The organism is Microbacterium bandirmense, assembly GCF_037204185.1.
GTDB classification, from domain to species: domain Bacteria; phylum Actinomycetota; class Actinomycetes; order Actinomycetales; family Microbacteriaceae; genus Microbacterium; species Microbacterium bandirmense.
In genome coordinates, this window is the sequence record NZ_JBBDGM010000001.1 from 328,159 (window position 1) to 351,649 (window position 23,491).

29 protein-coding genes are annotated in these 23,491 nt (G+C 68.9%); 19 read left to right on the forward strand and 10 right to left on the reverse strand.

Annotated elements, in window-relative coordinates:
* Position 1 precedes the first annotated feature (1 nt).
* Both WDU99_RS01620 and WDU99_RS01625 read right to left on the reverse strand, forming a co-directional pair.
* Complete coding sequence (locus tag WDU99_RS01620) at positions 2 to 1,261, reverse strand: alpha/beta fold hydrolase (RefSeq protein WP_337330686.1); 1,260 nt, start codon at positions 1,259 to 1,261, stop codon at positions 2 to 4.
* The gene (locus tag WDU99_RS01625) at positions 1,261 to 3,258 is read right to left on the reverse strand and encodes a DUF262 domain-containing protein (protein WP_337330687.1); all 1,998 of its coding nucleotides are present in this window, start codon (positions 3,256 to 3,258) and stop codon (positions 1,261 to 1,263) included. The genes WDU99_RS01620 and WDU99_RS01625 overlap by 1 nt, the downstream gene beginning before the upstream one ends.
* A 173-nt stretch (positions 3,259 to 3,431) precedes the next feature.
* Here WDU99_RS01625 and WDU99_RS01630 point away from each other — a divergent pair, with 173 nt between their 5' ends.
* The 3 genes from WDU99_RS01630 to WDU99_RS01640 all read left to right on the forward strand — a co-directional run bounded on the left by WDU99_RS01630 (position 3,432) and on the right by WDU99_RS01640 (position 5,308).
* A complete protein-coding gene (locus tag WDU99_RS01630; RefSeq protein WP_337330762.1) occupies positions 3,432 to 4,205 on the forward strand; it encodes a hypothetical protein in 774 nt (257 codons plus the stop codon).
* 189 nt (positions 4,206 to 4,394) lie between these two features.
* Positions 4,395 to 4,670: a zinc-binding dehydrogenase gene (locus WDU99_RS01635; RefSeq protein WP_337330688.1), complete on the forward strand. Its 276-nt coding sequence runs from the start codon at positions 4,395 to 4,397 to the stop codon at positions 4,668 to 4,670.
* Between the two features lie 134 nt (positions 4,671 to 4,804).
* Positions 4,805 to 5,308, forward strand: a complete 504-nt coding sequence (locus tag WDU99_RS01640) for a DUF3145 domain-containing protein (protein ID WP_337330689.1) — start codon at positions 4,805 to 4,807, stop codon at positions 5,306 to 5,308.
* A gap of 156 nt (positions 5,309 to 5,464) precedes the next feature.
* On the opposite strand, the gene yczR is transcribed toward WDU99_RS01640, so the two are convergent.
* Complete coding sequence (gene yczR / locus WDU99_RS01645; protein WP_337330690.1) at positions 5,465 to 6,868, reverse strand: MocR-like transcription factor YczR; 1,404 nt, start codon at positions 6,866 to 6,868, stop codon at positions 5,465 to 5,467.
* Positions 6,869 to 6,963: 95 nt separating this feature from the next.
* Here yczR and yczE point away from each other — a divergent pair, with 95 nt between their 5' ends.
* Positions 6,964 to 7,656, forward strand: a complete 693-nt coding sequence (gene yczE, locus WDU99_RS01650) for a membrane protein YczE (RefSeq protein ID WP_337330691.1) — start codon at positions 6,964 to 6,966, stop codon at positions 7,654 to 7,656.
* Between the two features lie 27 nt (positions 7,657 to 7,683).
* On the opposite strand, the gene WDU99_RS01655 is transcribed toward yczE, so the two are convergent.
* The 7 genes from WDU99_RS01655 to WDU99_RS01685 form a co-directional block, all read right to left on the reverse strand.
* A complete protein-coding gene (locus WDU99_RS01655) occupies positions 7,684 to 8,919 on the reverse strand; it encodes a beta-ketoacyl-[acyl-carrier-protein] synthase family protein (protein WP_337330692.1) in 1,236 nt (411 codons plus the stop codon).
* A gap of 82 nt (positions 8,920 to 9,001) precedes the next feature.
* Positions 9,002 to 9,250 carry an acyl carrier protein gene (locus tag WDU99_RS01660; RefSeq protein ID WP_087130211.1) on the reverse strand — a complete coding sequence of 83 codons (249 nt, stop codon included), beginning with the start codon at positions 9,248 to 9,250 and terminating at the stop codon, positions 9,002 to 9,004.
* Between the two features lie 64 nt (positions 9,251 to 9,314).
* Positions 9,315 to 10,313: a beta-ketoacyl-ACP synthase III gene (locus WDU99_RS01665; protein WP_337330693.1), complete on the reverse strand. Its 999-nt coding sequence runs from the start codon at positions 10,311 to 10,313 to the stop codon at positions 9,315 to 9,317.
* A complete protein-coding gene (locus WDU99_RS01670; RefSeq protein ID WP_337330694.1) occupies positions 10,310 to 11,227 on the reverse strand; it encodes an ACP S-malonyltransferase in 918 nt (305 codons plus the stop codon). Before WDU99_RS01670 ends, WDU99_RS01665 begins: the two co-directional genes overlap by 4 nt.
* Before the next feature lie 103 nt (positions 11,228 to 11,330).
* Positions 11,331 to 12,521: a PucR family transcriptional regulator gene (locus WDU99_RS01675; RefSeq protein WP_337330763.1), complete on the reverse strand. Its 1,191-nt coding sequence runs from the start codon at positions 12,519 to 12,521 to the stop codon at positions 11,331 to 11,333.
* A 28-nt stretch (positions 12,522 to 12,549) separates the two neighbouring features.
* On the reverse strand, positions 12,550 to 15,276 hold the full coding sequence (gene aceE, locus WDU99_RS01680) for a pyruvate dehydrogenase (acetyl-transferring), homodimeric type (protein ID WP_337330695.1): 2,727 nt from the start codon (positions 15,274 to 15,276) through the stop codon (positions 12,550 to 12,552).
* A 185-nt stretch (positions 15,277 to 15,461) separates the two neighbouring features.
* Positions 15,462 to 15,752 (reverse strand): helix-turn-helix domain-containing protein, encoded by a 291-nt coding sequence (locus tag WDU99_RS01685; protein WP_337330696.1) that lies wholly within the window; start codon positions 15,750 to 15,752, stop codon positions 15,462 to 15,464.
* A gap of 109 nt (positions 15,753 to 15,861) precedes the next feature.
* On the opposite strand from WDU99_RS01685, the gene WDU99_RS01690 reads away from it, so the two are divergent.
* From WDU99_RS01690 to WDU99_RS01760, 15 genes are all read left to right on the forward strand, one after another.
* Entirely contained in the window at positions 15,862 to 16,098 is a 237-nt protein-coding gene (locus tag WDU99_RS01690) for a MerR family transcriptional regulator (RefSeq protein WP_337330697.1), read from the forward strand.
* 33 nt (positions 16,099 to 16,131) lie between these two features.
* Positions 16,132 to 16,965, forward strand: a complete 834-nt coding sequence (locus tag WDU99_RS01695; protein ID WP_337330698.1) for a phage antirepressor KilAC domain-containing protein — start codon at positions 16,132 to 16,134, stop codon at positions 16,963 to 16,965.
* A 10-nt stretch (positions 16,966 to 16,975) separates the two neighbouring features.
* Positions 16,976 to 17,131 (forward strand): hypothetical protein, encoded by a 156-nt coding sequence (locus tag WDU99_RS01700; RefSeq protein ID WP_337330699.1) that lies wholly within the window; start codon positions 16,976 to 16,978, stop codon positions 17,129 to 17,131.
* Positions 17,128 to 17,259, forward strand: a complete 132-nt coding sequence (locus WDU99_RS01705) for a hypothetical protein (RefSeq protein ID WP_337330700.1) — start codon at positions 17,128 to 17,130, stop codon at positions 17,257 to 17,259. The genes WDU99_RS01700 and WDU99_RS01705 overlap by 4 nt, the downstream gene beginning before the upstream one ends.
* A 27-nt stretch (positions 17,260 to 17,286) precedes the next feature.
* Positions 17,287 to 18,246, forward strand: coding sequence for a hypothetical protein (locus WDU99_RS01710; protein WP_337330701.1), 960 nt, complete (start codon positions 17,287 to 17,289; stop codon positions 18,244 to 18,246).
* Positions 18,243 to 18,506, forward strand: a complete 264-nt coding sequence (locus tag WDU99_RS01715) for a hypothetical protein (RefSeq protein WP_337330702.1) — start codon at positions 18,243 to 18,245, stop codon at positions 18,504 to 18,506. The genes WDU99_RS01710 and WDU99_RS01715 overlap by 4 nt, the downstream gene beginning before the upstream one ends.
* A complete protein-coding gene (locus tag WDU99_RS01720) occupies positions 18,503 to 18,796 on the forward strand; it encodes a hypothetical protein (protein ID WP_337330703.1) in 294 nt (97 codons plus the stop codon). Before WDU99_RS01715 ends, WDU99_RS01720 begins: the two co-directional genes overlap by 4 nt.
* Complete coding sequence (locus WDU99_RS01725) at positions 18,793 to 19,149, forward strand: hypothetical protein (protein WP_337330704.1); 357 nt, start codon at positions 18,793 to 18,795, stop codon at positions 19,147 to 19,149. Before WDU99_RS01720 ends, WDU99_RS01725 begins: the two co-directional genes overlap by 4 nt.
* Positions 19,146 to 19,796, forward strand: a complete 651-nt coding sequence (locus WDU99_RS01730; protein ID WP_337330705.1) for a hypothetical protein — start codon at positions 19,146 to 19,148, stop codon at positions 19,794 to 19,796. The genes WDU99_RS01725 and WDU99_RS01730 overlap by 4 nt, the downstream gene beginning before the upstream one ends.
* The gene (locus WDU99_RS01735; protein WP_337330706.1) at positions 19,793 to 19,957 is read left to right on the forward strand and encodes a hypothetical protein; all 165 of its coding nucleotides are present in this window, start codon (positions 19,793 to 19,795) and stop codon (positions 19,955 to 19,957) included. The genes WDU99_RS01730 and WDU99_RS01735 overlap by 4 nt, the downstream gene beginning before the upstream one ends.
* Positions 19,954 to 20,211 (forward strand): DUF3263 domain-containing protein, encoded by a 258-nt coding sequence (locus tag WDU99_RS01740; RefSeq protein WP_337330707.1) that lies wholly within the window; start codon positions 19,954 to 19,956, stop codon positions 20,209 to 20,211. Before WDU99_RS01735 ends, WDU99_RS01740 begins: the two co-directional genes overlap by 4 nt.
* A gap of 14 nt (positions 20,212 to 20,225) precedes the next feature.
* Positions 20,226 to 21,698 carry a ParB/RepB/Spo0J family partition protein gene (locus WDU99_RS01745; RefSeq protein WP_337330708.1) on the forward strand — a complete coding sequence of 491 codons (1,473 nt, stop codon included), beginning with the start codon at positions 20,226 to 20,228 and terminating at the stop codon, positions 21,696 to 21,698.
* An 88-nt stretch (positions 21,699 to 21,786) separates the two neighbouring features.
* Entirely contained in the window at positions 21,787 to 21,996 is a 210-nt protein-coding gene (locus WDU99_RS01750; protein ID WP_337330709.1) for a hypothetical protein, read from the forward strand.
* On the forward strand, positions 21,993 to 23,162 hold the full coding sequence (locus WDU99_RS01755) for an Lsr2 family DNA-binding protein (protein ID WP_337330710.1): 1,170 nt from the start codon (positions 21,993 to 21,995) through the stop codon (positions 23,160 to 23,162). The genes WDU99_RS01750 and WDU99_RS01755 overlap by 4 nt, the downstream gene beginning before the upstream one ends.
* The gene (locus WDU99_RS01760) at positions 23,159 to 23,404 is read left to right on the forward strand and encodes a hypothetical protein (protein ID WP_337330711.1); all 246 of its coding nucleotides are present in this window, start codon (positions 23,159 to 23,161) and stop codon (positions 23,402 to 23,404) included. Before WDU99_RS01755 ends, WDU99_RS01760 begins: the two co-directional genes overlap by 4 nt.
* Positions 23,405 to 23,491 lie beyond the last annotated feature (87 nt).

The following is a 23,491-nucleotide window of genomic DNA, read 5'->3' on the forward strand; positions in this document are numbered from 1 at the left end:
TTCAGCGCACCGCGCGACCGTCGGCGACGTCGATCAGGCGCTCCAGCACGGGGCCGGCACGCAGCCCGTTGTGCTCGTGCTCGCTGGTGACCCAGGGCAGCACGCCGGGCAGCAGCCGCGCTGTCTCCATCGAGAACTCGTACGGCACGTATACGTCGTTGACATAGACGGCGGCGGCGCCCGTGATACCCGACGCAGTGATCGCCTCGGAGTCATAGATCTTCGGCCACTCGTGCTCGGCGAGCAGCATCGCGACCTCGCGCCAGGGCCGGAAGGCCGGCACCGTCTCGGTCCATGAGCTGTGGATGTGCTCGCCGGTGAACAGCGTGGGGTCGTCGGCGAACGCCTTCGGCGTCATGCGCTCAGCGGACCAGCGGGTCGCGTGGCCAGAGGCGTAGCTGGATTCATGGAACACGAAGTACAGCGGATTGCGGCCGCCGTAGGGCATGGCGGCCGCGAGGTCGTAGCGGAAGGCGTTCGACGCCGGATCGAGCTCGAGCAGCGACCACAGGGTCTGCCACCCGTCGTTCGTGCCGAGCGCCGACCCGATCGAGCGCAGCCGGGAGACCGAGACAACCTCGCCGTCGGGCAGGGTGATCTCGCCCGCGGCCGCGAGGTCGACCAGACGTCGCATGCGCTCGCGGTGCTCGGGGAAGCGCCGGTAGTAGCGCTCGGACGCGTCCTGCATCTTGTCGTAGCAGAGCGCGTACACCTCATCGGGGTGCCGATCGACGGTGCTGAGACCGCCGGTGATGAACACACGATCCAGCGAGCCGGCGTCGGTCGAGAGATAGGCCAGCGTCGTGAACCCACCGAAGGACTGACCGAGCAGACTCCAGCGCTCGATGCCCAGCGCCGTCCGCAGCGCCTCGGCGTCGCGCACGATCGAGTCGGCGCGCAGGTGCGTCAGATACTCGGCCGCAGCTTCAGCTCCCCGCTCCAGCAGGTCGTCGCCGACCGGCGTCGAGTGCCCGGTGCCGCGCTGGTCGAGCATGACGACGCGGTAGTGCTCGAGAGCGGCGTCGAGCCACAGAGGTGAGGTGGGCGCATGAAACGCGCGCGGCGCCTCGTGCCCTGGCCCGCCCTGCAGGAACACCAGGTGGGGCAGATCCTCTCCGCCGGGGCGCGCCACGACCGTGGCGAAGACCTCGATCGTGCGGTCATCGGCGGCATCCGACCACACCAGCGGCACCGTCAGGCGATGCTCGACCACGGTGAGGTCCTGCAGCTGGCGGGTCGTCGTCCTGAGATCCATCGTCATCACATCACGTTCCCGATGTAGGAGTACTTCACGAACACCTCGGCGGCTATGCCGGATTCCTCCAGCACCCCTTGAAGTGCGGTCATCATGTAGTTCGAGTCCCAGCCCATGTAGAGGAAGTGCGACGCATCCAGCGCGTCCCAGTGACCCTTCCAGGCCATCTCGTCGTAGATCGGTCCACCGTGCTTCGCGCTGTACGAGAGCGCAGCGGCACGGTCGTCGGTCCACGCGCGACGGAAGATGCGATTGAACAGCGCCTTGACGTCCTTGATCTCCCAGTGCTCGCCGCGGTACTCGCAGTAGTCGAACTCGCGTTCCCAACCGGCGGGCCAGCCGCGGCGACGCACCGCGTCGAGTACGGGTGTCAGGCCGTCGTCATCGATCTCCGGCAGCGCCGGTCGTGCCCAGATGCGGACGAACTCCGACGTCAGTCGCGCGGCGCGCTCCGAGATCGCCGCCGTGTTCCACACCTCGACGTCGGCGATCGCCCGGGTCGCGTCGATCGCACTGCGCGCGTACGCGTCGTCGCGCTTGACGGGGAAGGATGCGCCGAACACCCGCTCGGTCAACGCGGGTTCGAGCAGCGTCAGGTTTCCGAGGGTGGGAGCGAGCGCGCGGTGACTGTTCTGCTCATCCTCGCTGTACTCCTTCCACGGACGCACGCCGTCGCCGCTCCAGCCCGTGGCGGGCACCATCGGCACGATGTTCTCGACGTCGAAGGCCGACGTGTCGTCGACCTGCTCGATGCGGCCGAGCACGTAGGCCGCATGGGGGAGCTCGACGTACTTGAGCACAGCACTGACGCGCTCGTCCGACGGGGTGATCCTGGCGATCGCGCGCATCAGCTCATCGCGACCCGTCTGGCGTGCCCGACACAGCCGGGCGATCAGGCGGTCGGTCGGCAGACCGACGACGGCGCGGCGTAGGAACAGCGCCTGCGCCCATTCCAGCACCTCGATCAGCTCATCTCGGCCGACGACGCCTCGCCGGTAGTCGCCGTAGGCGCTCATCACCAGAGGGTAGGTCGCGCGGCCGAAGGTGTTCGCGTACTCCAGCTGACGCCGAATCCCGGCATCCGACTCTCCGGCGGGGTCGAGGAGGATGCCGTAGATCTCGGCGTACTCGCGCCAGACGTCCGCATCGACGCGCAGCTTGTCGGCATCCAGCCGCGGGAACGAGCCGCGGAACGCGGCGTACACGCCGTGCTCGCCCGAGACGTCGATCTCGCGTCCGAGCGTCATGACCAGGTAGTGGCGCCAGAACGCGCCGATGCTCTCACCGGTGGCGCGCTCGATCGGCAGCCAGAACTGCTCCTCGACGCTCAGCTGCTCGGCGTGCGAGAGCCCCATCAGGATGTAGTTGTGGATCAGCTCGTGATCGCGCAGCGGCTGACCGGTGGAGTTCAGACTCTCGAAGATCTGCTGGGCGTTCGCCGCGGCGCCCAGGGTGATCGACACGTGCTCGAGCTTCTGCAGACCGCGCCAGATCGAGGCCGCCTCGTCGGCGTGCACCTGGCTGCGGAAGAACGCGTAGTTGTCGTCGAAGCGCGACTCGCGGTCGGCCTCGTCGCGACGATCCAGCACCACCGACTCGTACAGGTCCGCCCACGCGTGGTGCGGGCGGAGCTTGGTGCGGGTGGGGTCGTCGGCGCGCACCAGCACGCGCTCGAGCTCGGATGCCATCGCCGGGTCGCTCTCGCGCACGGCGTGGTGCAGCGCCGCGATGAGCAGCATGATCGTCGTGATGCGCTGCTGGCCGTCAATCAGGATCAGATCGCCGCCATCCGCGTCCTGTCCGGAGAGGATCGAGCCGATGAAGTGGCGATGCGCGGCGTCTTCACCGGCGACCGCGCGCACATCGGAGAGCAGCTTCTCGCAGCCGCCGATGTCCCAGCGGTACTGACGCTGATACACCGGGACGACGATGTTCGTCATCGGATCGGCGAGCCATTCGATGGTGCCGGTTGCGGTCGCTTCGACGTTGGTCGCCATTGCCATCACTGCGTGATTCCTCCGTGCGGCGGGAAGACGGGTTCCGCCGGGACGAGTCTAGCCGCGGCCCGATTTTCTCCGGTGGGTGACGGGGGAGTGTTCAGGACGCGGAGGTAGGCTTACCTAAGTAGGGCCTGTTAAAACGTGCTGGCCCGCTACGAAAGGACATGACTCGGATCATGGGATACATCAAGTCCGCAGCCCTTGAGGACAAGGGTTTCGTCATCCTCGACAGCTATGGCGGGGAAATGGACCCCAAGGAATGGCTCGACATCGAGTACGTCGACTGGAAGTCCTCGGGTGACACCCGCTTCTCGCCGCTCGCCTCGGCGAAGGGTGAGATCGAATGCAACGGCTTCTGGAACCACAAGCCGCCGCGCACCGACAAGGACGGCGTCTGGATCGACTCGCAGACCGCCATCGCCCCGACGCTCACCGCGCGCGCCAAGGAGCCGGGTGCCAACGTCGGTCGCTGCCGGGTCATCGAGCTGCAGCCCACCCCGTACGGCGAGTGCCTGTACAACCTGCACCAGGATGACAACAACCGCCTCAACCCCGACGGCACCGGGTGGGTCGTGCGCGGCTTCTTCAACCTCACCGACGACAAGGACAGCTACTTCGTGCTGCGGGAGAACCGCACCGACCCGAGCATCGAGTACCGCATCGCGCTTCCCGCGGGTGCGCAGCTCATCGTCGACACCCAGCGTCTGTGGCACGCCACCACGCACAACGGCACCGAGCCGCGCTACTGCCTGATCACCTCGTGGGAGTCGGGTCCTGAGCTCGACGCCTACATCGAGAAGTACAACGGCACCGACCAGCACGAGCAGGTCGAGGTGCCGCAGGACGTGCTCGAGGCCGGCTACGCCGAGCAGGCCCGCAAGGATGCCGCGCGCGCCGCCTACTACGCCGCGAAGGGCCAGCAGGCGAAGCTCGCCATGAGCGAGGCCTGAGTCCCACTCGACCATCGCTGCGACGGCCCCGATCCTCGGATCGGGGCCGTCGTCTTGTTTCCCGGCCGATTCTCCGGCCCGCCGGGTGCAGTCGATCACTAGGCTCGGAGTGAGTACAGCCTCGTTCGGAGCGCGGTGCACGCGCGACGACGCTGTTCACCGAGGAGGACGCCATGAGAGCAGTGCGATTTGCCGCAGGTCGTGCGTCGTCAGGGCCGCATCACGGTCGTCGGCGTCGCCGGCGGTCCCACCCAATGGGATTTCTTCTCCAACCCGTACGAGGCCGAGCTGACCAACACGTACTGGGGCACCATCGAGGAGCTGCACGAGGTCGCGGCGCTGTACCGCAACGGGCAGATCACGCCGAGCGTGTCGCGGTACACGATGGACGAGGCGCTGCAGGCGTACCACGACCTGCACGACGGCAAGCTCTCCGGGCGCGCCGTCGTGACACCGCACAGCTGAGCCGCCCAGTTCCGCGGGAATCACACGCTTGTGATTCCCGCGGAACTGGGCGATAATCGCCGTACAACCACATAGTTCGCCGAAGCTCCGGATCAGGTCGTAGGGGAAGACGTACCTGATGAAACGGAGAGATCATGGCGACGGGATACGCACGCGGAGTGGTGTACATCCACTCCGCTCCTCGCGCGCTCTGCCCGCACCTCGAATGGGCGGTAGGACGCGCTATCGGTCGTGCCGTCAGCTTCGACTGGAGCGACCAGCCCGTGCAGCAGGGCACGCGCCGCGCGGAGTTCTACTGGGACGGCCCGGTCGGCACCGGTGCCGCTCTGGCTACTGCGATCCGCGGCTGGGAGCATCTGCGCTTCGAGGTCTCCGAGGACCCGACGCCCGGATCCGAGGGCGGCCGCTGGCTGCACACGCCGGATCTCGGCATCCACTACGCGCAGACCGACTCCGCCGGCAACATCGTGATCGGCGAGGACCGCATCCGCTACGCCATGGAGATCGCGGCCGGTAGCGCGGCCGAACTGCAGCGCGAGCTCGACGTCGCGCTCGGCTCGGCCTGGGATGAGGAGCTCGAGCCGTTCCGGCACGCGAGCGACGATGCCCGCGTCGTGTGGCTCCACAAAGTTGGTTAGCCGCTGCGCTGTTGGGTTGGTCAGGCCGGATGAGACTTGCGGGGGAGGCGTGAGTAACGGAAGCCGGTGAGCATCTCCCGGAGACCGAGAAAGCGAATCCTCCGCAAAACGACCGACGGCCCCTGCGGGGAAGCAGGGGCCGTCAGTCGTCTCGACTCAGATCACCGCAGCCTGCTTCAGCGCACGGTCGGGAACCGAGGCCCCGGTCCTGAGATCGTCCCAGGCGCTCCGCAGGCGCGACATGGCCTCCGCGGTGCGCTCGGGGGTGAGCGTGATCGGAAGCCGCAGCCGGCGCTCGAGGACACCGCCCACCGTGAACCGAGGGCCCGGCGGCACGATCAGTCCGTGATCCCTGGCGGCGAGCGCGAGTCGGGTGGACAGCGGCGCACCGAGATCGACCCACGCCGAGAGCCCTCCAGGAGTCGGCGGCATATGCAGACCCGGCAGCCCGTCAAGCCCGGCTGAGACGGCTTCCCGCCCGGCGTGCAACCGGGCCCGCACGTGCGAGGTCAGCGCAGGCATGTCGGCGAGCAGCTCGACGGCGATGCACTGTTCCAGCAGGGCTGTGCCCAGTTCGAATGACGGCCGCACCGCGAGCAGCCGACGGATCAGATCTCGTTCCGCCCGAATCCAGCCGAGCCTCATTCCGCCCCACGCGATCTTCGACATCGACCCGATCGTGATGACGTGCGGGCCGAAGGCGCTCAGGGGCGTCGGTGTCCAGCCGCGATCGATGTCGAGCTCGGCGGTGGTCTCATCGATGATCAGGTGCGTTCCCGCGTTGCGCGCCGTCGCGGCGATCCGGTCGCGCACGTGCTCGGGCAGGGTGGCGCCGGTGGGGTTGTGGAAGTCCGGGATCAGATACGCGACATGCGGGCGGACCTTCAGCAGCACGTCCATGAGGTGGACGGCGTCCCAGCCGTCGACGTCCACGGGAGTGGGCACGATCCGGTAGCCGTGCAGGTGCAGCGAATCCATCGCGTGCGGAAAGGTCGGCTGCTCCACCAGGGCTCGCTCGCCCCGCCTGCCGATGGTGGTGAGGATCAGATTCAGGGCGTTGAGCGCGCCGGAGGTGATGATGATCTCGTCGGGGGAGGTGGGCAGGCTGCGCTGGATGAAGCGCTGTGCGACCGCATCCCTCAGCTCCGGCAGGCCCTGCAGCGAGTATCCGCTGGTGCCGCGCAGGGCGGCCAGGCGCGGCAGTGAGCGCACTGTCGCGTCGTACAGGCCGGGAGTGGAGTCCATCGAGGCGATCGACAGGTCGATCGCGGAGACGTCGTCGGATGCCGTGGGCGGGACGTATGCGTTGGGCAGCGCGACTCGAGTGCCGCCGCCGTGAAGTCGACTGACGTATCCGTCGGCTTCGAGCAGATCGTAGGCCCGGGTCACTGTGGATCGGGAGCGGCGCAGCTCGAACGCCAGCGCGCGCTCGCTCGGCAGCCGTTCGCCGACGGTCATCCGTCCGTCGAGGATCACGGCGCGGATCTGCTCGGACAGCGCGATTGCGCTCGCTCCGGAGACGTTCTCCGCACCGAGCTGCTCGACGAGTCGTGAGGCCATGAGTCCAGGATGCCGCAGAGTGGACTGACATCATAAGACCACTTTCCCTGAAGTGGCCTCCGTTTCACCGCCGACGACGCGTCCACGATGGGGGCATGCGACTTCGATCCGTCTTCCTTCCGATCTCCGCGACGGGTCCGAGGGACTTCCTCGGGCGCTTCGTGCAGCTGCTGATCGGACTGTTCCTGTTCGGTGCCGGCATGGCGCTGATGGTGCGCGCCGGGATCGGCGTCGCGCCATGGGATGTGCTCGCTGTCGGACTGGTGGCGACCACGGGACTCGGCTTCGGGCTGGTCACCTGCCTCGTCGCCGCCGTCGTTCTGCTGCTGTGGATCCCGCTGCGTCAGCGCGTGGGCCTCGGAACCCTGCTCAACGCGGTGATCGTCGGCCCCAGCGCCGATGTCACGCTCGCCCTCGTTCCCGCAGCCGGTACGCCGTGGATCGGCGCTCCGATGTTCTTCGCGGGGCTCGTCCTGCTGGCCTTCGCCACCGGTCTCTACATCTCGGCCGACTTCGGCCCGGGACCGCGGGACGGACTGATGACGGGACTCGTCGCACGAACCGGCAAGCCGGTCTGGCTGGTGCGCACAGCCCTCGAGGGAAGCGTGCTCGTCATCGGGTTCCTGCTCGGCGGTCCGGTCGGCGTCGGAACGGTGCTGTTCGCGTTCGGCGTCGGCCCGCTCATCGGCTGGTTCCTCGCGGCTTTCGCACGCCGCCGTGCGTCGCGTGCGCTCGCGACGGCGTCTTCGACGGGTGGATCGACAGAGACGGAGGGCCTCCGGATCTGATCCGGAAGCCCCCGTCGCGACTCTCACTCAGGCGCTGCGGAACGCCACCACGGCGTTGTGGCCGCCGAAGCCGAACGAGTTGCTGATGGCCAGCAGGTCGCCGTCGCCCAGGGGCTGAGGCTCTCCCGACAGGCGGAACGGCACAGCGGGATCGGGCTCGGTCATGTTGATCGTCGGCGGCGCGACGCGGTCGCGCAGAGCGAGCACGGTGTAAACCGCCTCGAGCGCGCCCGTTCCACCGAGCAGGTGGCCCGTCGACGCCTTTGTCGCCGACACCGGGATATCGTCGATGCGAGCGCCGAAGACGCGCTTGAGCGCCTCGTACTCGTTGGGATCGCCGACCGGAGTGGAGGTGGCGTGCGCGTTGATGTGCGACACCTCATCGGGCGATGCCCCCGCCTGTGCGAGCGCCTGCTCGACGGCCCGTGCTGCGCCGGCGCCCTCGGGGTCGTTGCCGGTGATGTGGTACGAGTCGGCGGTCACCCCGCCGCCGACGAGGTACGCGTAGATCTTCGCCCCGCGTGCCTTGGCGTGCTCTTCGGTCTCGAGAACCATCGCGGCACCGCCCTCGCCCATGACGAAGCCGTCGCGGTCGATGGCACCGGGGCGGGATGCGCCGGCCGGGTCGTCGTTTCGTCGCGAGAGGGCCTGCGCCGAGGCGAAGGATGCCATGGTGATCGGGTGGATCGCCGACTCGGCGCCACCGGCGATGACGACGTCGGCGAGCCCGTCCTGCAGGTGCTCGTAGGCGTTGGCGATCGACTCGGTGCTGGAGGCGCAGGCGCTCACCACCGTGCGGGCGAACGCCTTGGCCTTGAAGTGCAGCGACAGGTTGCCGGCGCCGGCGTTCGGCATCAGCATCGGCACCGTCAACGGCATGACCCGGCGCGGACCGCGCTCGCGCAGTGTGTCCCAGGCATCCAGCAGCGTCCACACGCCGCCGATTCCGGTGGCCCAGTCGACACCGAGGCGCTCCGGGGCGACCTCGGGTGCTCCGGCGTCCTCCCACGCCTCGCGTGCGGCGATCAGGGCGAACTGCGTCGAGGGGTCGAGCCGCTTCGCCTCGTGGCGGGGCAGCACCTCCTCGGGGCGGACGGTGGCCTCTGCGGCGAACGTCACCGGGATCTCGTACTTCGAGATCCACTCGTGGGTCAGCGTGCGCGCCCCCGGCTTGCCGGCGAGCAGGTTCGTCCAGTTCTCCGGTGCCGTGCCGCCCAGAGCGGACGTGGCGCCGATGCCGGTGACGACGATGCGCTTGGTCATGGATGGTCCTTCGTGAGGAGAGTGGGTTCAGGGAAGGAGGATGCCACGCCCCGCGGTCCGCGGGGGTGGCATCCGCGGGTTCTTACTCCTGGCCGGCGACGATGAAGTTCACGGCGTCGGCGACGGTCTTGAGATTCTTGACCTCGTCGTCGGGGATGGTGACGCCGAACTTCTCCTCGGCGTTGACGACGATCGTCATCATCGAGATCGAGTCGATGTCGAGGTCGTCGGTGAACGACTTCTCCATCGCGACCTCGGATGCGTCGATGCCGGTCTCGTCGGTGACCAGTTCAGCGAGGCCCGCGAGGACCTCGTCGTTGGTGAGAGCCATGTTGTTTCCTCTTTCTCGGAGTGGTTTCGAACCGGTGAACAGTCTAGGGAACCGGTGCCCCCGCTCAGGGGAGCACCACCACCTGCGCGCCGAAGACGAGCCCGGCGCCGAAGCCGATCTGCAGCGCCAGACCACCGCTGAGCTCGGGGTGCTCTTCGAGCAGCCGGTGGGTGGCCAGGGGGATCGAGGCCGCCGAGGTGTTGCCGGTGGTCTCGATGTCGCGGGCGATGACGGTGGACTCGGGCAGCTTCAGCTGCTTGGCGAACTCCTCGATGATGCGCATGTTCGCCTGGTGGGGGATGAAGGCGGCGAGATCGGATGCCTCGATGCCGGCCTTCTCGAGCGCTTCGCGCGCGACCTTCGCCATGTCCCAGACGGCCCAGCGGAACACCCGCGGGCCCTCCTGCCGCAAGGTCGGCCAGGGGGCATTCCCATCGCGGAAGTCGACGAGCGTGTGGTTCATGCCGACCAGGTCGGACTTGGAGCCGTCCGACCCCCAGACGGTGGCGGAGATGCCGGGCGTCTCGCTCGGCCCGATGACCACGGCGCCCGCGCCGTCGCCGAGCAGGAACGAGATGCTGCGGTCGGTCGGGTCGACGACGTCGGAGAGCTTCTCGGCGCCGATCACGACGGCATGGCGCGCAGCGCCGGCCCGGATGAGGGCATCCGCCTGCGCCACGGCGTAGGCATATCCGGCGCATGCCGCATTCATGTCATAGGCGGCGGCCGGGTTCGCGCCGACCCGGTCGGCGACGATGGCCGCGACAGACGGCGTCTGCTTCGGGTTGCTGATCGTGGCCACGATGACCAGATCGATCTCCTCGGGGGCGACCCCGGAGCGCTCGATCGCCTCAGCGGCGGCCGCCGTCGACAGCTCGATGGCCGTCGTCTCGGGAACCGCGCGCGCGCGGGTGACGATGCCCGTGCGCTGGCGGATCCACTCGTCGCTGGAATCGATCGGGCCGACGAGGTCGTCGTTGGGCACGGCGTTCTCGCCGCGCGCCGCACCCACCGAGTAGATGCGGGTGTACGCGGGACCCGAGGCCTGCTTCAACTGGCTCATGCGGCTGCTCCGTTCAGCAGCTCCACGGCTGCGTCGAGGTCGTCGGGGGTCTTCACTGCCACGTTCGGCACGCCGCGGAGTCCGCGCTTCGCCAGTCCGACGAGCGCGCCGGCGGGGGCGACCTCGATGAAGCCCGCGATTCCGGCGGTGGTGAACGATTCCATGCAGAGGTCCCAGCGCACCGGGGAGGACACCTGCGTGACGATGCGGTCGAGGGCGTCCTGCCCGGACGTGACGGTCGCGCCGTCGCGGTTCGACCACAGTGGGATGCTCGCATCGCTCGGGGTGACTTCTGCCACTGCGGTGCGCAGGGTGTCCACGGCCGATGCCATGTACGAGGTGTGGAACGCCCCCGCGACCTGAAGAGGCATGACCCGCACTCCGCGGGGCGCGCTCTCCGCGAGCGCTGCGAGGGCCGGGAGGGCTCCGGCGGCGACGATCTGACCGGCGACGTTGTAGTTCGCGGGGGTGAGCTCGAGGTCCGCCAGGAGGCCGAGCACCTGCTCGGGGTCGCCACCGAGCACGGCGCTCATGCCGGTGGCCGTCTGCGCGGCAGCATCCGCCATCGCACGACCACGGACGCCGACCAGGCGCATCGCATCGACGGCGGCAAGCACCTCGGCGCCGACGAGGGCGGCCAGCTCGCCGACCGAGTGGCCTGCGACGCCGTCCGGACGACGCGCCCGCAGTGTCAGCTGGCCGGCGGCGACCAGCGACGCCGCGACGATCAGCGGCTGGGCGATGCGGGTGTCGCGGATCGTGTCAGCATCCGACTCGGTGCCGTGCGCGATCAGATCGACCTCGGCGGCCTCCGAGTATGCGGCGAGCTCGTCGGCGACACCGTCGAGCTCGAGCCAGGGTGCGAGGAAGCCAGGGGTCTGTGAGCCCTGTCCAGGGCAGGCGACGACAATCACCTGTCCAGTCTGCCAACGAATCCCGCAATGCGGTGGATGAACCATCACAAGAATCGACGCATCGATTGTGCGTGGCGTACAGCGGGGTGGCGGGGATGCGTCGTCAGCGACGCCGGGCAGCCGGGCGCCGACGCGCGGGATCGACGGCGCCTATCGAGCCCAGGATCAGCGCGGTCTGCAGGATCAGCGCCTCGCGCGGCCCCGTGGCATCCCAGCCGATCACCTCGGTCACGCGCTTGAGGCGATACCGGACCGTGTTCGGATGCACGAACAGCTCGCGGGCCGTCGCCTCGAGCGAACGTCCGTTGTCGAGATAGCTCCACAGCGTGGTCACCAGATCGGGGGAGTGCGCCTGCAGCGGACGGAAGATCCGCTCGATCAGCGTCTGCTTCGCCAGCGTGTCGCCCGCGAGTGCCCGCTCGGGCAGCAGATCATCGGCCTCGACCGGCCGCGGAGCGCCCCGCCATGCGCGTGCCACCGCGAATCCCGCCAGCGCCGCGCGCGCACTCTGTCCGGCATCGACCAGCGCCGCCACCGGCGGGCCGAGCACGACGTATCCCGGCCCGAACGACGGCTCCAGACGCTGCGCGATCTCGCTGAACGGCAGCTCGTCCTCGATGACCTCCTTGCCGGGCACACGCGCCCGGCCGATCACGAGCACCAGACGAGACCCCTGCACGCCGATCAGCACGTCGACCGACAGGCGACGCGCCGTGCGGCGCACCAGGTCGACGTCGAATTGCGGGGGCGTCGTGCCCACGATGACGCAGACCTCGCCGTGCCCGTGCCAGCCGAGCGCGGCGATGCGGCTGGGCAGCTCCTCATCGGCCTCGCCCGTGAGGATCGAGTCGACGACGAGTGCCTCCAGGCGGGCATCCCACAGTCCGCGGGCCTCGGCGGCGCGCGCGTACACATCCGCCGAGGCGAAGGCCACGTCGCGCGAGTACAGCAGGATCGCCTCGCGCAGGTCCTCACCGCGGCCCGCGACGCGCTCCTCGGTGACCTCGACCGTCACCCGGATCAGCTGCAGCGTCTGCTGCAGGCTGACGCTGCGCAGCAGCTCACGCGGTGCGGCGGCGAAGATGTCGGCGGCGATCCACGGGGTCGACGTCGGGTCCTCGTACCACTGGATGAACGAGGTGATGCCGGCCTGCGCCACCAGCCCGACCGCAGAGCGGCGGGCCGGTGGCATGTCGGCGTACCAGGGAAGCGTGTCCTCGAGCCGCTTGATGGTGACCGTGGCGATATCGCCTGAGATCTTGCGCAACCAGGCGAGCGTGGCGGCCTTGTCCATGGCCGGCTTCGAGGATCCGGTCACAGGCTCAGCTCTCGCCGCCCGCGTTCCCGCTGGTGCCCGCATTCACGTCGGAGAGGCTGTACTTCTGGATCGCCTGCCCGACCTGTGCGCGGTCGATCTTGCCGTCGTCGGCCAGCGCCTGCAGCGCGCGCACCACCATCGACGGGCCGTCGATCTTGAAGTAGCGGCGAGCAGCGGCGCGCGTGTCCGAGAAGCCGAAGTCGTCGGCGCCCAGCGTGTAGTACCGGTTCGGCACCCACGGACGGATCTGATCCTGCACGGCGTGCATGAAGTCGCTGACCGCGATCACCGGACCCTCGGCGCCCTGCAGCTTCTGCGTCAGGTACGCGGTGCGCGGCTCGGCGTCGGGGTTCAGGAAGTTGTGCTCGTCTGCGGCCAGACCGTCGCGGCGCAGCTCGCCCCACGAGGTGACCGACCAGACATCGGCGACGACGCCCCAGTCCTGCTTCAGCAGCTGCTGCGCCTCGAGCGCCCAGGGCACGCCGACGCCCGATGCGAACAGCTGGGTGCGCGGGCCATCGCCCTCGCCCACCGAGACGCGGTGGATTCCGCGGACGATGCCGTCCACGTCGACATCCTCGGGCTCGGCCGGCTGCACGAGCGGCTCGTTGTAGACCGTCATGTAGTACATGACGTTCGGGTCCTCGTGCTCGCCGCCGTACATGCGGTCGAGACCCGAGCGGACGATGTGGGCGATCTCGTAGCCGTAGGCGGGGTCGTACGACACCGTCGCGGGGTTCGTCGACGCCAGCAGCAGCGAGTGGCCGTCGGCGTGCTGCAGGCCCTCGCCGGCGAGCGTGGTGCGCCCTGCGGTGGCGCCGATGATGAAGCCCCTCGCCATCTGGTCGCCCGCTGCCCACTGCGCGTCACCCGTGCGCTGGAAGCCGAACATCGAGTAGAAGATGTAGATCGGGATCAGCGGCTCGCCGTGCGTGGCGTACGAGGTGCCCGCGGCAGTGAAGGCCGCGACAGCACCGGCCTCGTTGATGCCGACGTGCATGATCTGGCCCTGCGGGCTCTCCTTGTAGGCGAGCAGCAGCTCCCGGTCGACCGAGGTGTAGTGCTGGCCGTTCGGGTTGTAGATCTTCGCCGTGGGGAAGTACGCGTCGATGCCGAAGGTGCGCGCCTCGTCGGGGATGATCGGCACGATGCGGTGCCCGAAGTCCTTCGAGCGCAGCAGATCCTTCAAGAGCCGCACGAACGCCATGGTGGTGGCGATCTCCTGTGTGCCCGAGCCCTTCTTCGGCAGCGCGTAGGCGGCATCGCCCGGCAGGCTGATCGGCACGTGCGTGGCGCGACGCTCGGGCAGGAAGCCGCCCAGGTTCTTGCGGCGCTCGAGCATGTACTGGATCGTCTCGTCCTGCGCACCGGGGTTGTAGTACGGCGGCAGGTAGGGGTTCTCCTCGAGCTGCGCATCCGTGATCGGGATGTGCATGGTGTCGCGGAAGGTCTTGAGGTTCTCCAGCGTCATCTTCTTCATCTGGTGGGTCGCGTTGCGGCCCTCGAAGTGCGGACCGAGGCCGTAGCCCTTGACGGTCTTGGCGAGGATGACGGTGGGCTGGCCCTTGTGCTCCAGCGCGGCCTTGTACGCGGCGAACACCTTGCGGTAGTCATGACCACCGCGGCGCAGCTGCCAGATCTGGTCGTCGGTGAAGTCCTTGACGAGGGCGGCGGCACGCTCGTCCTGGCCGAAGAAGTGCTCGCGCACGTAGGCTCCGGACTCGGCCTTGTAGGTCTGGTAGTCGCCGTCGGGCGTGGAGTTCATGATGTTCAGCAGCGCGCCCTCCGAGTCGCGGGCGAGCAGGTCGTCCCACTCACGGCCCCAGACGACCTTGATGACGTTCCAGCCGGCACCGCGGAAGAACGACTCGAGCTCCTGGATGATCTTGCCGTTGCCGCGCACAGGGCCGTCGAGACGCTGCAGGTTGCAGTTGATCACGAAGGTGAGGTTGTCGAGCCCCTCGTTGGCGGCGACCTGCAGCTGACCGCGGCTCTCGATCTCGTCCATCTCGCCGTCGCCGAGGAAGGCCCACACGTGCGAGGCCGAGGTGTCCTTGATGCCGCGGTTCTCGAGGTACCTGTTCGACATGGCCTGGTAGATGGCGTTGATCGGTCCGAGACCCATCGAGACCGTCGGGAACTGCCAGTACTCGGGCATCAGGCGCGGGTGCGGGTACGACGGCAGCGCGTGCGGAGCACGCGACTTCTCCTGGCGGAAGCCGTCCATCTGGTCCTCGCTGAGGCGTCCCTCGAGGAACGAGCGTGCGTAGATGCCGGGGGAGGCGTGGCCCTGGATGAAGATCTGGTCGCCGCCGCCGGGGGCGTCGGCGCCACGGAAGAAGTGGTTGAAGCCCACCTCGTACAGAGAGGCCGATGACGCGTAGGTCGAGATGTGACCGCCGACGCCGATGCCGGGGCGCTGCGCGCGGTGCACGGTGACCGCCGCGTTCCACCGGATCCAGCTGCGGTAGCGGCGCTCGAGCTCTTCATCGCCGGGGAAGCTGGGCTCGTTCTCGGGGGCGATGGTGTTGATGTAGTCGGTGGTCGGAACCATCGGCACACCCAGGTGCAGCTCCTTGGAGCGCTTGAGCAGGCTGAGCATGATCTCGCGCCCGCGGCCGTGGCCCTTCGCGTCCACCAGCTCGTCGAGTGACTGCTGCCACTCGCCGGTCTCCTCCGGGTCGCTGTCCAATGGTGCCTGTGAGTACGGATCCTGATCGTGGACGGTCACCGTGGAGCCTTTCGTCGATCTGGCAGGTCGTGCCAAGGAAACGGGATGCGACGCGGGGAGCCTTGTCGGCTCGGCACAACGCGCGCTGTCCTCAGCCTATATCCGTTCGGGGGTCGGATGCCGCATCGTGAGCCCGTTAGAATGGGGCGGTCAGGGCCTTTAGCTCAGCTGGTAGAGCGCCACGTTTACACCGTCAGTGACGGCGCTTCGGGGGCACGCGGAGCGTCGCCGATGCCGAGCAGCCACGCTGCAGGGATGCGCGTGAGCAGCTCGATGCTCTTCGCGACGCTGACGATGTTCCGCGGCTGGTTGTTGCCGGCCTCCCACTGTGCGTAAGCGCTGGCCTTCGCGCCGATGTGCTCGGCGAACTCCTTCTGCCCGAAACCGGTCTGCTGGCGTGCCTTGCGGAGCCTGTCGGCGAACGTCCACTGAGGGATCACCGGGCCTGACGGTTCGAGCGCGATCTGTGCGTTCATGTCCTTCTCCCCGTTCTGCTATGCGTACCTGCGTATACCTCAGGACTTTACCACGACACGCGCTAATCGTGCTTGGCTTTTTCTTTCTGAGTGTGCTTAGGTGTACCGCATGCAACCTAAGCAGACTCAGAACGCGGACGAGCGCATCCGCATCGGCGAAGCCGCCGCGATCCTCGGAGTGCACGTGCAGACGTTGCGCGACTACGAAGCACGCGGCGTCATCGCCTCGACGCGGACAGTCGGCGGCGACCGGCGATTCCGCCGCGGCGACGTCGAAGACCTCCGCGACAACCCGCCAGCGAAGTACGTCCGCCGCGACCCGCGCCAGAACCCCCGGAGCGCGTGATGTTGCCCTCTCCCTACGCTGCAGGCGGCTGAGGTGGTCACCTCAGCCGCGCCTGACCCGACCGTAGCGGAGACCCCCGGCGTCGTCCCCTCGGGCGCCGGGGCCCACAGTGCCGAGGCGGGGTCTTCCCCTCGCCCCGCCTCGGCACACCACCAGACGACCGACTGGCCCGTCGCGCCGATCCCGACCGCCCCGACCCCGGACCGCACCGGCGGGCACCGCACACCGATCCGCTGGCCTCACCACGGCGACCTGCGGATCCTCACCGACGCCGGCGACGTGTTCGTCGCCGCCACGGACCTGCACGCGCTCGCCGAGTTCGACACCACCGGGCACCCCGCGATCCTCTGCTCGACCGTGCGGTGGGCGAAGAACCCGGATGCCGACGTCGTCGAGTACTACACCCTGGCGGATGCCGTCGCGCTGCTCGAGGCTGCATCGACGCAGCAGGCGGCTGACCTGCTCGAGTGGATGCTGGTCGAGATCCCCGAGGTGCTCACCCTTCAGGAGCATGACCGTGCGACGCGGATGGAGTCGTTCCTGACGGCGTTCACCGTGCAGCAGGCCGCGGCGATCCTCGACCGCGACCCGGCCGTCTCCGTCGGCCGGCGGGCACTGTTCGAGCACCTCGAGCTGATCGGGTGGGCCGCCCGCGGCCTCAACGGCGTCTGGCTGCCGATGCCGGCCGCGATCCGCGACGACTGGGTGACCGTCCGCCGGGTCACCGTCCGCGCCGGGAAGAACTCCCACCCGTACCCGCAGCTGTACATCACCCCGGCAGGCCTCGCCGAGCTGCGCCGCACTCTTCACGCCCTCCACCCCGACGCGCCGGCAACGCCGCCGACGCCCGAGACCCTCCCGATCTAGGAGCCCACCCGTGTTCACCTTCCTCGCAACCCTCGCCGTCGCGGCCGTCATCGTCGCCACCGCGGCCCTCGAAGCCGCCCCCGCCGCGGCCGCCGTCCCGGCCGCGCTCATGGTCGCTGTCGCGCTGCTCGTGCTCGAGCGCCGCCTCGCGAGGCGTGCGTCGTGACCGGCCGTGGCATCCCGCCGCTGCGGGACCGGGTCCTCGCGCAGGCCGGCTTCATCATCGCCGGCACCACGGCGGCGGCCGCGCTCGCCGTCCTCACCGTCGGACTGCTGACCGTGTCGTGGTCCTGACCCTCGCCCCCCTTTGAAGGAAGCATCATGGCCACCACCTCGCAGCACGTCTGCCCACCGGACCACCCGCACAACAACACCTGTTACCTGCGTCACGGATGCCGCGACCACGTGTGCAAGGCCCGCCGCGCTGAGGGCGAGCGGCTCCGCCGCCGCGAGAAGGCGTACGGCACCTACACGCGGGCGCTCGTCGACGCCGGCCCGGTCCGCCAGCACCTGGCGTGGCTGCGCGAGCACGGCATGGGCGCCAAGTACATCGCCGCCGCATCCGGCGTCTCCTTCACGGTCATCACCGGCATCATCTGGCGCTCTCGTGACCGCAACACCGGCGAGCTCACCCACCGCAAGAGGATCCGCAGCGACACCGCCGCACGCCTCCTCGCTGTCCGCCCCGACCTGAACCTCCTCGCCGACGGCGCGTTCATCGACGCAACCGGGTACCGCCGCCGACTGCAGGCGCTCGTCGCCCACGGCTGGACCCTCCCCGCGATCGCCCGCACCACCAACGGGGAGGTCTCCGAGTTCCGCCTCTCCCGGTGGATCCACGCGAACCTCATCACCGCAGCGAACGCCCGCACGATCATCACCATCTTCGACCGCCTCGAGCTGGCCACACCACCGCACACCACCGCACAGGAACGAGCATGGGCGCAGCGCGCTCGCCGTCTCGCGATGCGCCGCCGGTGGGCGCCGGCCCTCGCCTGGGACGACATCGACACCGACCCCACCCCGCCGGCCGTCGAACAGTCCACCGGCAACCCGCTCGACGAGATCGCCATCGAACTCGCCCTCGCAGGCAACGGCGTCCGCCTCACCCCAGGGGAGCGACGCGTCTGCGTCCGCAAGCTGCACTCTCTCCGCTGGTCCGACCAGGCGATCGCCGAACGGCTCCGCTGCGCCGACCGCACCGTCGAACGCATCCGCAACGAACTCGACCTCACCGCCTGGCAGATGGACGAGCTCGAAGTCACCAAGGACGCCGCATGACCACCACAGCACCGACCGGTACCGCGCACGGCCAGCACCGCTGGTACGTCGCCCGCGAACACCTCCGCCCCACCCGCTTCGGCGAACCCGCCATCGCCGGCGTCGTCTGGGCCGTCCGCCCCACCATCGGCAACGGCGCCGACCGCCGCATTATCGGCGGCCCCTCCTACTTCACCAGCCGCACCAAGGCACTCGCCTACGCACACCGCCAAGCACGCCTCACCTACGGCACACCTCGCAACCGAAAGGCCCACCAGTGAACCCCTCGCCCCTCGTCATCGCCGCTGTCTTCACCACCGAACCCAACAGCCCCATCGCACGCCTCGTCCACCTCGCACTCGCCGCACTCGCCGACGAGAGCGGCCACGTCGAGACGACGGTGCACACGATTGAGCACCTGACCGGGCTGCTGCCGATCGCGATCGAGGCGGTGCTCGGCAACAACGCCGCCGACGTGCCGCTGTTCCCCGCATCCGTCGACCTGACCGACGGAGTCGTCGTCGCTCACCTGCTGCCGACGAACCTCATCCCTCTGAAGGCAGGGGCATGACCATGGCGCACAAGACGATCCGCGACTACCTGCACGACCAGGGGATCGACGACGACGACATCACCCGTGCGGGCGCCGTCCTCGACCAGGCCAAGGCCGAAGTCGACCACCTGCTCGAGCACGCCATCGTGCTCACGGAGACGAGGTCCCCTGATCAGGCGATCGCCGCAGCGCGAGCGATCCGCGCCCACTTCGCATCCACCCGTCAGGATCAGTACGCGATAGCCACGATGCTCCTCAGCCGGGCCGGCCAGCTCGCCTCAACGGTGATGCGACAGGCCGAAGAGATCGACAACCTCAAAGCCCAGATCGAGAAGCACGCATCGGGCCGGTCCACCTGGTGGCGGCGATGAGTGCCTGGCCTGACGACCTGACGGTCGCACCGATCCGCGAGTGGCCGGGAGAGCTCACACGAGTGCGGCAGCGCTCGCCGTTTCGGGCCGGCCTGGACGACACCCTCGACGTGCTCGAGCGGGAGATTTACCAGCTGACGGATACCTACGCTCAGAGGAAGAGCGCTCAGATGCTGATCGCGGTCCCTATCGGCGCGATGTGGCGGCTCGACGGTCGACCTCGTGCGAACGCGATCGCCGAGCACCCCGGTGTGATCTTCTCGATCGAGTCGAAGCACGGGCACCTGTCGTACCCGTGTGACACGTTCACGACCTGGCAGGACAACCTCCGCGCGATCGCCCTCGCCCTCGAGGCGCTGCGCAAGGTCGACCGATACGGAGTCACGAAGCGCGGTGAGCAGTACCGCGGGTTCCTCGCGATCGAAGCGACCGCGGCGTCCGCCGGATTCGACACTGCGCAGACCGCCGCTGAGTTCCTCGCACGCCTCACCGACGACGAGCTCGTGATCCCCATCGGGCCCAACGTTGCACGGATCCTTCTGCAACGTGCACAGCGCCGCACCCACCCCGATCTCGGCGGTGATGCCGCCACGTTCCAGCGGGTGTCGCTCGCCGAGGCGAAGCTCCGAGAGGCGGGGCTGCTGTGAACACCCCGATGCGCATCGCCGGCAAGGACCGCGTCTGTGCCCCGAACATGGGCGCCGGCCGCGCCGTGTGCGGCCGCCGCCTGACGGCACAGGCCAAGACCGGCCCTTGGGACAAGGTCACCTGCCCGGACTGCCACGCCGCTGCGAGGGCCGGCGGATGACCACCACCCACCAGGCGCCCACCGTCGCGACCCTGATCGACTTCGCCGCCGCCCACCCCGGCCCGTTCAACGGCACCGTCGACGAAGCGATCCGCACCGAACTCGGCATCACCCCGGCCCGCTACTTCCAGCTCCTGTCCCGCGCGATCAAGACCACCGCGGCGCTCGAGCACGACCCCCAGACCACCTACCGGCTCCGCCGCCAGGCAGAGCAGCAGGCCCGCACCCGCGCGGCCCGCCTCGGCCACTCCTGAAAGGAACCCTCGCCATGGCCAAGACCACCAAGACCCCGACCGCGCTCGCCGCGTCCGGGCTGACCATCATCGACATCGACCCGACGACCATCGGCGTCGACGACCAGGTGCGCGCCGATGCGACCCCTGACGACGACCTGGTCGCGTCGGTCAAGCGCTTCGGCGTGCTGCAGCCGCCGACCGTGTACTGGGACGCCGACCGTGAGAAGCACATCGTCGTCATCGGGCACCGCCGCGTCGGCGCGTCGATCGCCGCGAAGCTTCCCACGATCCAGGTCCTCGTCCGCGACGCGGAGGAGGCGAAGGGCGCGCTGCGCCTCGAGCAGCAGCTCGTCGAGAACGAGCGCCGCGAGCAGCTGACGCCGGCCGACGTCGCCCGCGGCTACAAGGACATGGAGATGTTCGGCCTGCGGCCCGAGGACATCGCCGCGGCGGTCGCCGAGCGCCCCGAGCGGGTCACCGCAGCGCTGAAGGCGACGAAGAGCACGAAGGCATCCGAGGCCATGGTGAAGGGCATCGACTTCGAGCAGGCAGCGATCATCGCCGACTTCGACGACCACCCCGACATCCAGAAGCGTCTCGCGGACGTCGCGATCAACAACCCCGGCAACTTCGCCTACAAGGCACAGGAAGCGCAGGCGGATGCCGCGGCCGCGGTGAAGGTCGCCGAGCTCGAGGAGCAGCTCCGCATCGACGGATGCCCGCTGATCCAGACGGTCCGCTGGAACGACAGCTACTGGAACGGCGACGGCAAGACCGTCCCGAACGGTCAGGGCCGGGCACTTGACCGCATGGGCATCAACCGCCGCGACCACACCAGCTGCCCGGGTCACGCCGCGATCATCCACAACGCCAGCAGCTCGAACTACGCCGCCATCGTGTACGTCTGCACCGACTACCACGGCAACGGCCACGATCAGGAACCCGGCCTCACCGCAGAGCAGCTCGCGCAGCAGGAGGAGCGCGCCCGCCAGCAGGAGGAGGCCCGCAAGAAGCAGGAGGCGTACGACGCGAACGCGACCGCGCGCCGCGAGTGGCTGCGCGGGTTCATCACCGGCCGGCTGAACCAGACCGCCGGGATCTTCGACCTGATCGCCGACGCCGTGGTCGGCGCCGCCGAGGTCGACCAGGTGCAGCCCGTCGAACCGACCACGCTCTCGACCGCGGTCTTCATCCTCACCGGAGAGAAGCACACCTACAGCTACTCCGACACACCGCTCGCCGACATGCTCGCCGACGGGCGAGTCACCGCACTCCGCGCCCTCGTCGCGATCGCACTCGCCGCCTGCGACGAGTACGCCACTCGGCCCGGTCAGGCACGCGGCTACGCCCCGCACCTGGTCGCGAAGTACTTCGACCACCTGAAGAGCTGGGGCTACACGTTCAGCGACCTCGACACCGAGATCCACGGCGAAGCGGTCGCCGGCGTCGCCGAGATCGAAGGCGTCGACGTCGACGAGGAAGACGACAGCGAGGCCGCGGCATGAGCATCCCCGACATCCTCGCCGCGGTCGCCGCGGTGATCCTCGTCCTCGTCGGTCTGGCCGTCGTGGTCCTGCAGATGTGGGCGAAGCGATGAACCGCCGCAGCACCGCACCCCGCCCGATCACGGTCGAGGTCGCCTACCAGGTCGACGACCTCGTGCAGGTCGGCGGCACCCGGTGGATCATCCGCCACCTCGACGGCGACCAGGTCGTCCTCGAAGCATCCAGCGCCCCCGCAGGGATCGTCTGGACCACAACCCTCGACAACCTCCCCACCCGCATGAAGGAGACGACACCATGATGAGCAGCGCTGACCTCCTCGAGGACGGCTTCCCCCACGGCACACCCCAGGGCTACGACCAGGGATGCCACAGCGCCGGCGGCTGCCCGACCGGCGCCGAGTACGGCCTGTCGTGCAAGACCGCGAAGATGCGCTCCCGCAACGACTACCAGTACCAGCAGCTCGCCCGCTCCGGCGCGACCGTCGCCGAGATCGCCGACGCCCTCGGTCTCATCGGCCACGCACCCACCGCCGCACCCAAGAAGCCGGCCCGGAAGTCGAAGACCGCACCGAAGGTCGCCGACGAGCTCGACCAGCCGGCCACGGCAACCGCGGACGTCGACAGCGACGAGCCACCAGCACCGGCAGAAGCGCCGGCAGAGGACGCCACCGACCAGACCACCACCCCGAAGCACACCACCCGCGACGTCCGCGCCTGGGCCCGCCAGAAGGGCTACGACGTCAGCGACCGCGGCATCATCCGCCAGGAGATCGTCGACCACTACTGGGAAGCCCACGGCCTCCTCGACGACACCGCCGACACCGAACAGCCGACGGACCAGACCCCGAAGACCACCATCGATCTCACAGACCCCCACAAGATCAGGGCATTCGTCGGACCACTGCGCAACGACGACGGATCACTGAACACCAGCCGCGTCGCCCAGGAAGCAACACTGCGAGAGCGAGCCGGCCTGCCCGCCTGGATCGCCGAACTCGACGCACCCGCAACCACACCAGAGGCCGAGAAGACCCAGGCCGACGACCGCCCCGACTACGGCACCATGAACCTCGAGCACGACCTCACCGAGACCATCGCAGAACGCGACCGCGCCCGCGACCTCGCCGCCCGCCTCGGAGAAGAACTCGCCCGCAGCGAAGAACAACGCGAACACGAACGCCTCATCCGCGCCCAGGAACTCCTCAAGGACCACCGCACCATCGAGCACCTCCAGAACGCGCTCGCCGCGGCATCCACCGCACTCCACACGACCGAACGGGCGCTCGAGCTCGTACTGCAGAAGTGGGACGACGCAACCCGTCAGCCCAACATCACCGTCGACATGGAAGAGCGCGCCGCAGCAGTCGTCGCCGAAGTCACCGGCGAACCACGCATCGGACGCTTCGAGCGAACCATGGCCCGCGCGATCCTCACCGCAGCGCTCGCCGCGGGGGACGAACAATGACCGCACACGTCGCCGGCACACGGTTCGAGTCGTCGCCAGGGCGCGGCCCGTCCGCGATCCAAGTAGCCGTGGACGAGGCCGGAAACTTTGGCATCTGGACGAACCAGAACCCGCGCCAGGTGGCGACGATGCTCCGCCTGATCGCGGACGAGGCTGAAGCCGAGTTCAGCCAGTGCGAGTTCCTGGGCGAGATGGGACGCGGCACAGACCGCGAGGACGGGAGTAAGCATGCCGAAGTGTGAAGGCCGGATCGTTGGCTACCTGAGCCCATGGGATCGAGCGCAAGGCAATCCGGCCTACGACCTGCACTGTCAGCTCGAAGAACGGCA

What these genes read in the sequence shown, in the direction of transcription:
- WDU99_RS01685 (WP_337330696.1), bottom strand. Translation starts at nt 15,752, where the DNA reads ATGAACGCACAGATCGCGCTCGAACCGTCAGGCCCGGTGATCCCTCAG.
- yczR (WP_337330690.1), bottom strand. Translation starts at nt 6,868, where the DNA reads ATGGCCTCACGACTCGTCGAGCAGCTCGGTGCGGAGAACGTCTCCGGA.
- WDU99_RS01740 (WP_337330707.1), top strand. Translation starts at nt 19,954, where the DNA reads ATGACCACCACCCACCAGGCGCCCACCGTCGCGACCCTGATCGACTTC.
- WDU99_RS01640 (WP_337330689.1), top strand. Translation starts at nt 4,805, where the DNA reads ATGGCGACGGGATACGCACGCGGAGTGGTGTACATCCACTCCGCTCCT.
- WDU99_RS01750 (WP_337330709.1), top strand. Translation starts at nt 21,787, where the DNA reads ATGAACCGCCGCAGCACCGCACCCCGCCCGATCACGGTCGAGGTCGCC.
- WDU99_RS01675 (WP_337330763.1), bottom strand. Translation starts at nt 12,521, where the DNA reads ATGGACAAGGCCGCCACGCTCGCCTGGTTGCGCAAGATCTCAGGCGAT.
- WDU99_RS01755 (WP_337330710.1), top strand. Translation starts at nt 21,993, where the DNA reads ATGATGAGCAGCGCTGACCTCCTCGAGGACGGCTTCCCCCACGGCACA.
- WDU99_RS01665 (WP_337330693.1), bottom strand. Translation starts at nt 10,313, where the DNA reads ATGAGCCAGTTGAAGCAGGCCTCGGGTCCCGCGTACACCCGCATCTAC.
- WDU99_RS01690 (WP_337330697.1), top strand. Translation starts at nt 15,862, where the DNA reads ATGCAACCTAAGCAGACTCAGAACGCGGACGAGCGCATCCGCATCGGC.
- WDU99_RS01730 (WP_337330705.1), top strand. Translation starts at nt 19,146, where the DNA reads ATGAGTGCCTGGCCTGACGACCTGACGGTCGCACCGATCCGCGAGTGG.
- WDU99_RS01745 (WP_337330708.1), top strand. Translation starts at nt 20,226, where the DNA reads ATGGCCAAGACCACCAAGACCCCGACCGCGCTCGCCGCGTCCGGGCTG.
- WDU99_RS01760 (WP_337330711.1), top strand. Translation starts at nt 23,159, where the DNA reads ATGACCGCACACGTCGCCGGCACACGGTTCGAGTCGTCGCCAGGGCGC.
- WDU99_RS01620 (WP_337330686.1), bottom strand. Translation starts at nt 1,261, where the DNA reads ATGACGATGGATCTCAGGACGACGACCCGCCAGCTGCAGGACCTCACC.
- WDU99_RS01710 (WP_337330701.1), top strand. Translation starts at nt 17,287, where the DNA reads ATGGCCACCACCTCGCAGCACGTCTGCCCACCGGACCACCCGCACAAC.
- WDU99_RS01630 (WP_337330762.1), top strand. Translation starts at nt 3,432, where the DNA reads ATGGGATACATCAAGTCCGCAGCCCTTGAGGACAAGGGTTTCGTCATC.
- WDU99_RS01660 (WP_087130211.1), bottom strand. Translation starts at nt 9,250, where the DNA reads ATGGCTCTCACCAACGACGAGGTCCTCGCGGGCCTCGCTGAACTGGTC.
- WDU99_RS01715 (WP_337330702.1), top strand. Translation starts at nt 18,243, where the DNA reads ATGACCACCACAGCACCGACCGGTACCGCGCACGGCCAGCACCGCTGG.
- WDU99_RS01655 (WP_337330692.1), bottom strand. Translation starts at nt 8,919, where the DNA reads ATGACCAAGCGCATCGTCGTCACCGGCATCGGCGCCACGTCCGCTCTG.
- WDU99_RS01725 (WP_337330704.1), top strand. Translation starts at nt 18,793, where the DNA reads ATGACCATGGCGCACAAGACGATCCGCGACTACCTGCACGACCAGGGG.
- yczE (WP_337330691.1), top strand. Translation starts at nt 6,964, where the DNA reads ATGCGACTTCGATCCGTCTTCCTTCCGATCTCCGCGACGGGTCCGAGG.
- WDU99_RS01625 (WP_337330687.1), bottom strand. Translation starts at nt 3,258, where the DNA reads ATGGCAATGGCGACCAACGTCGAAGCGACCGCAACCGGCACCATCGAA.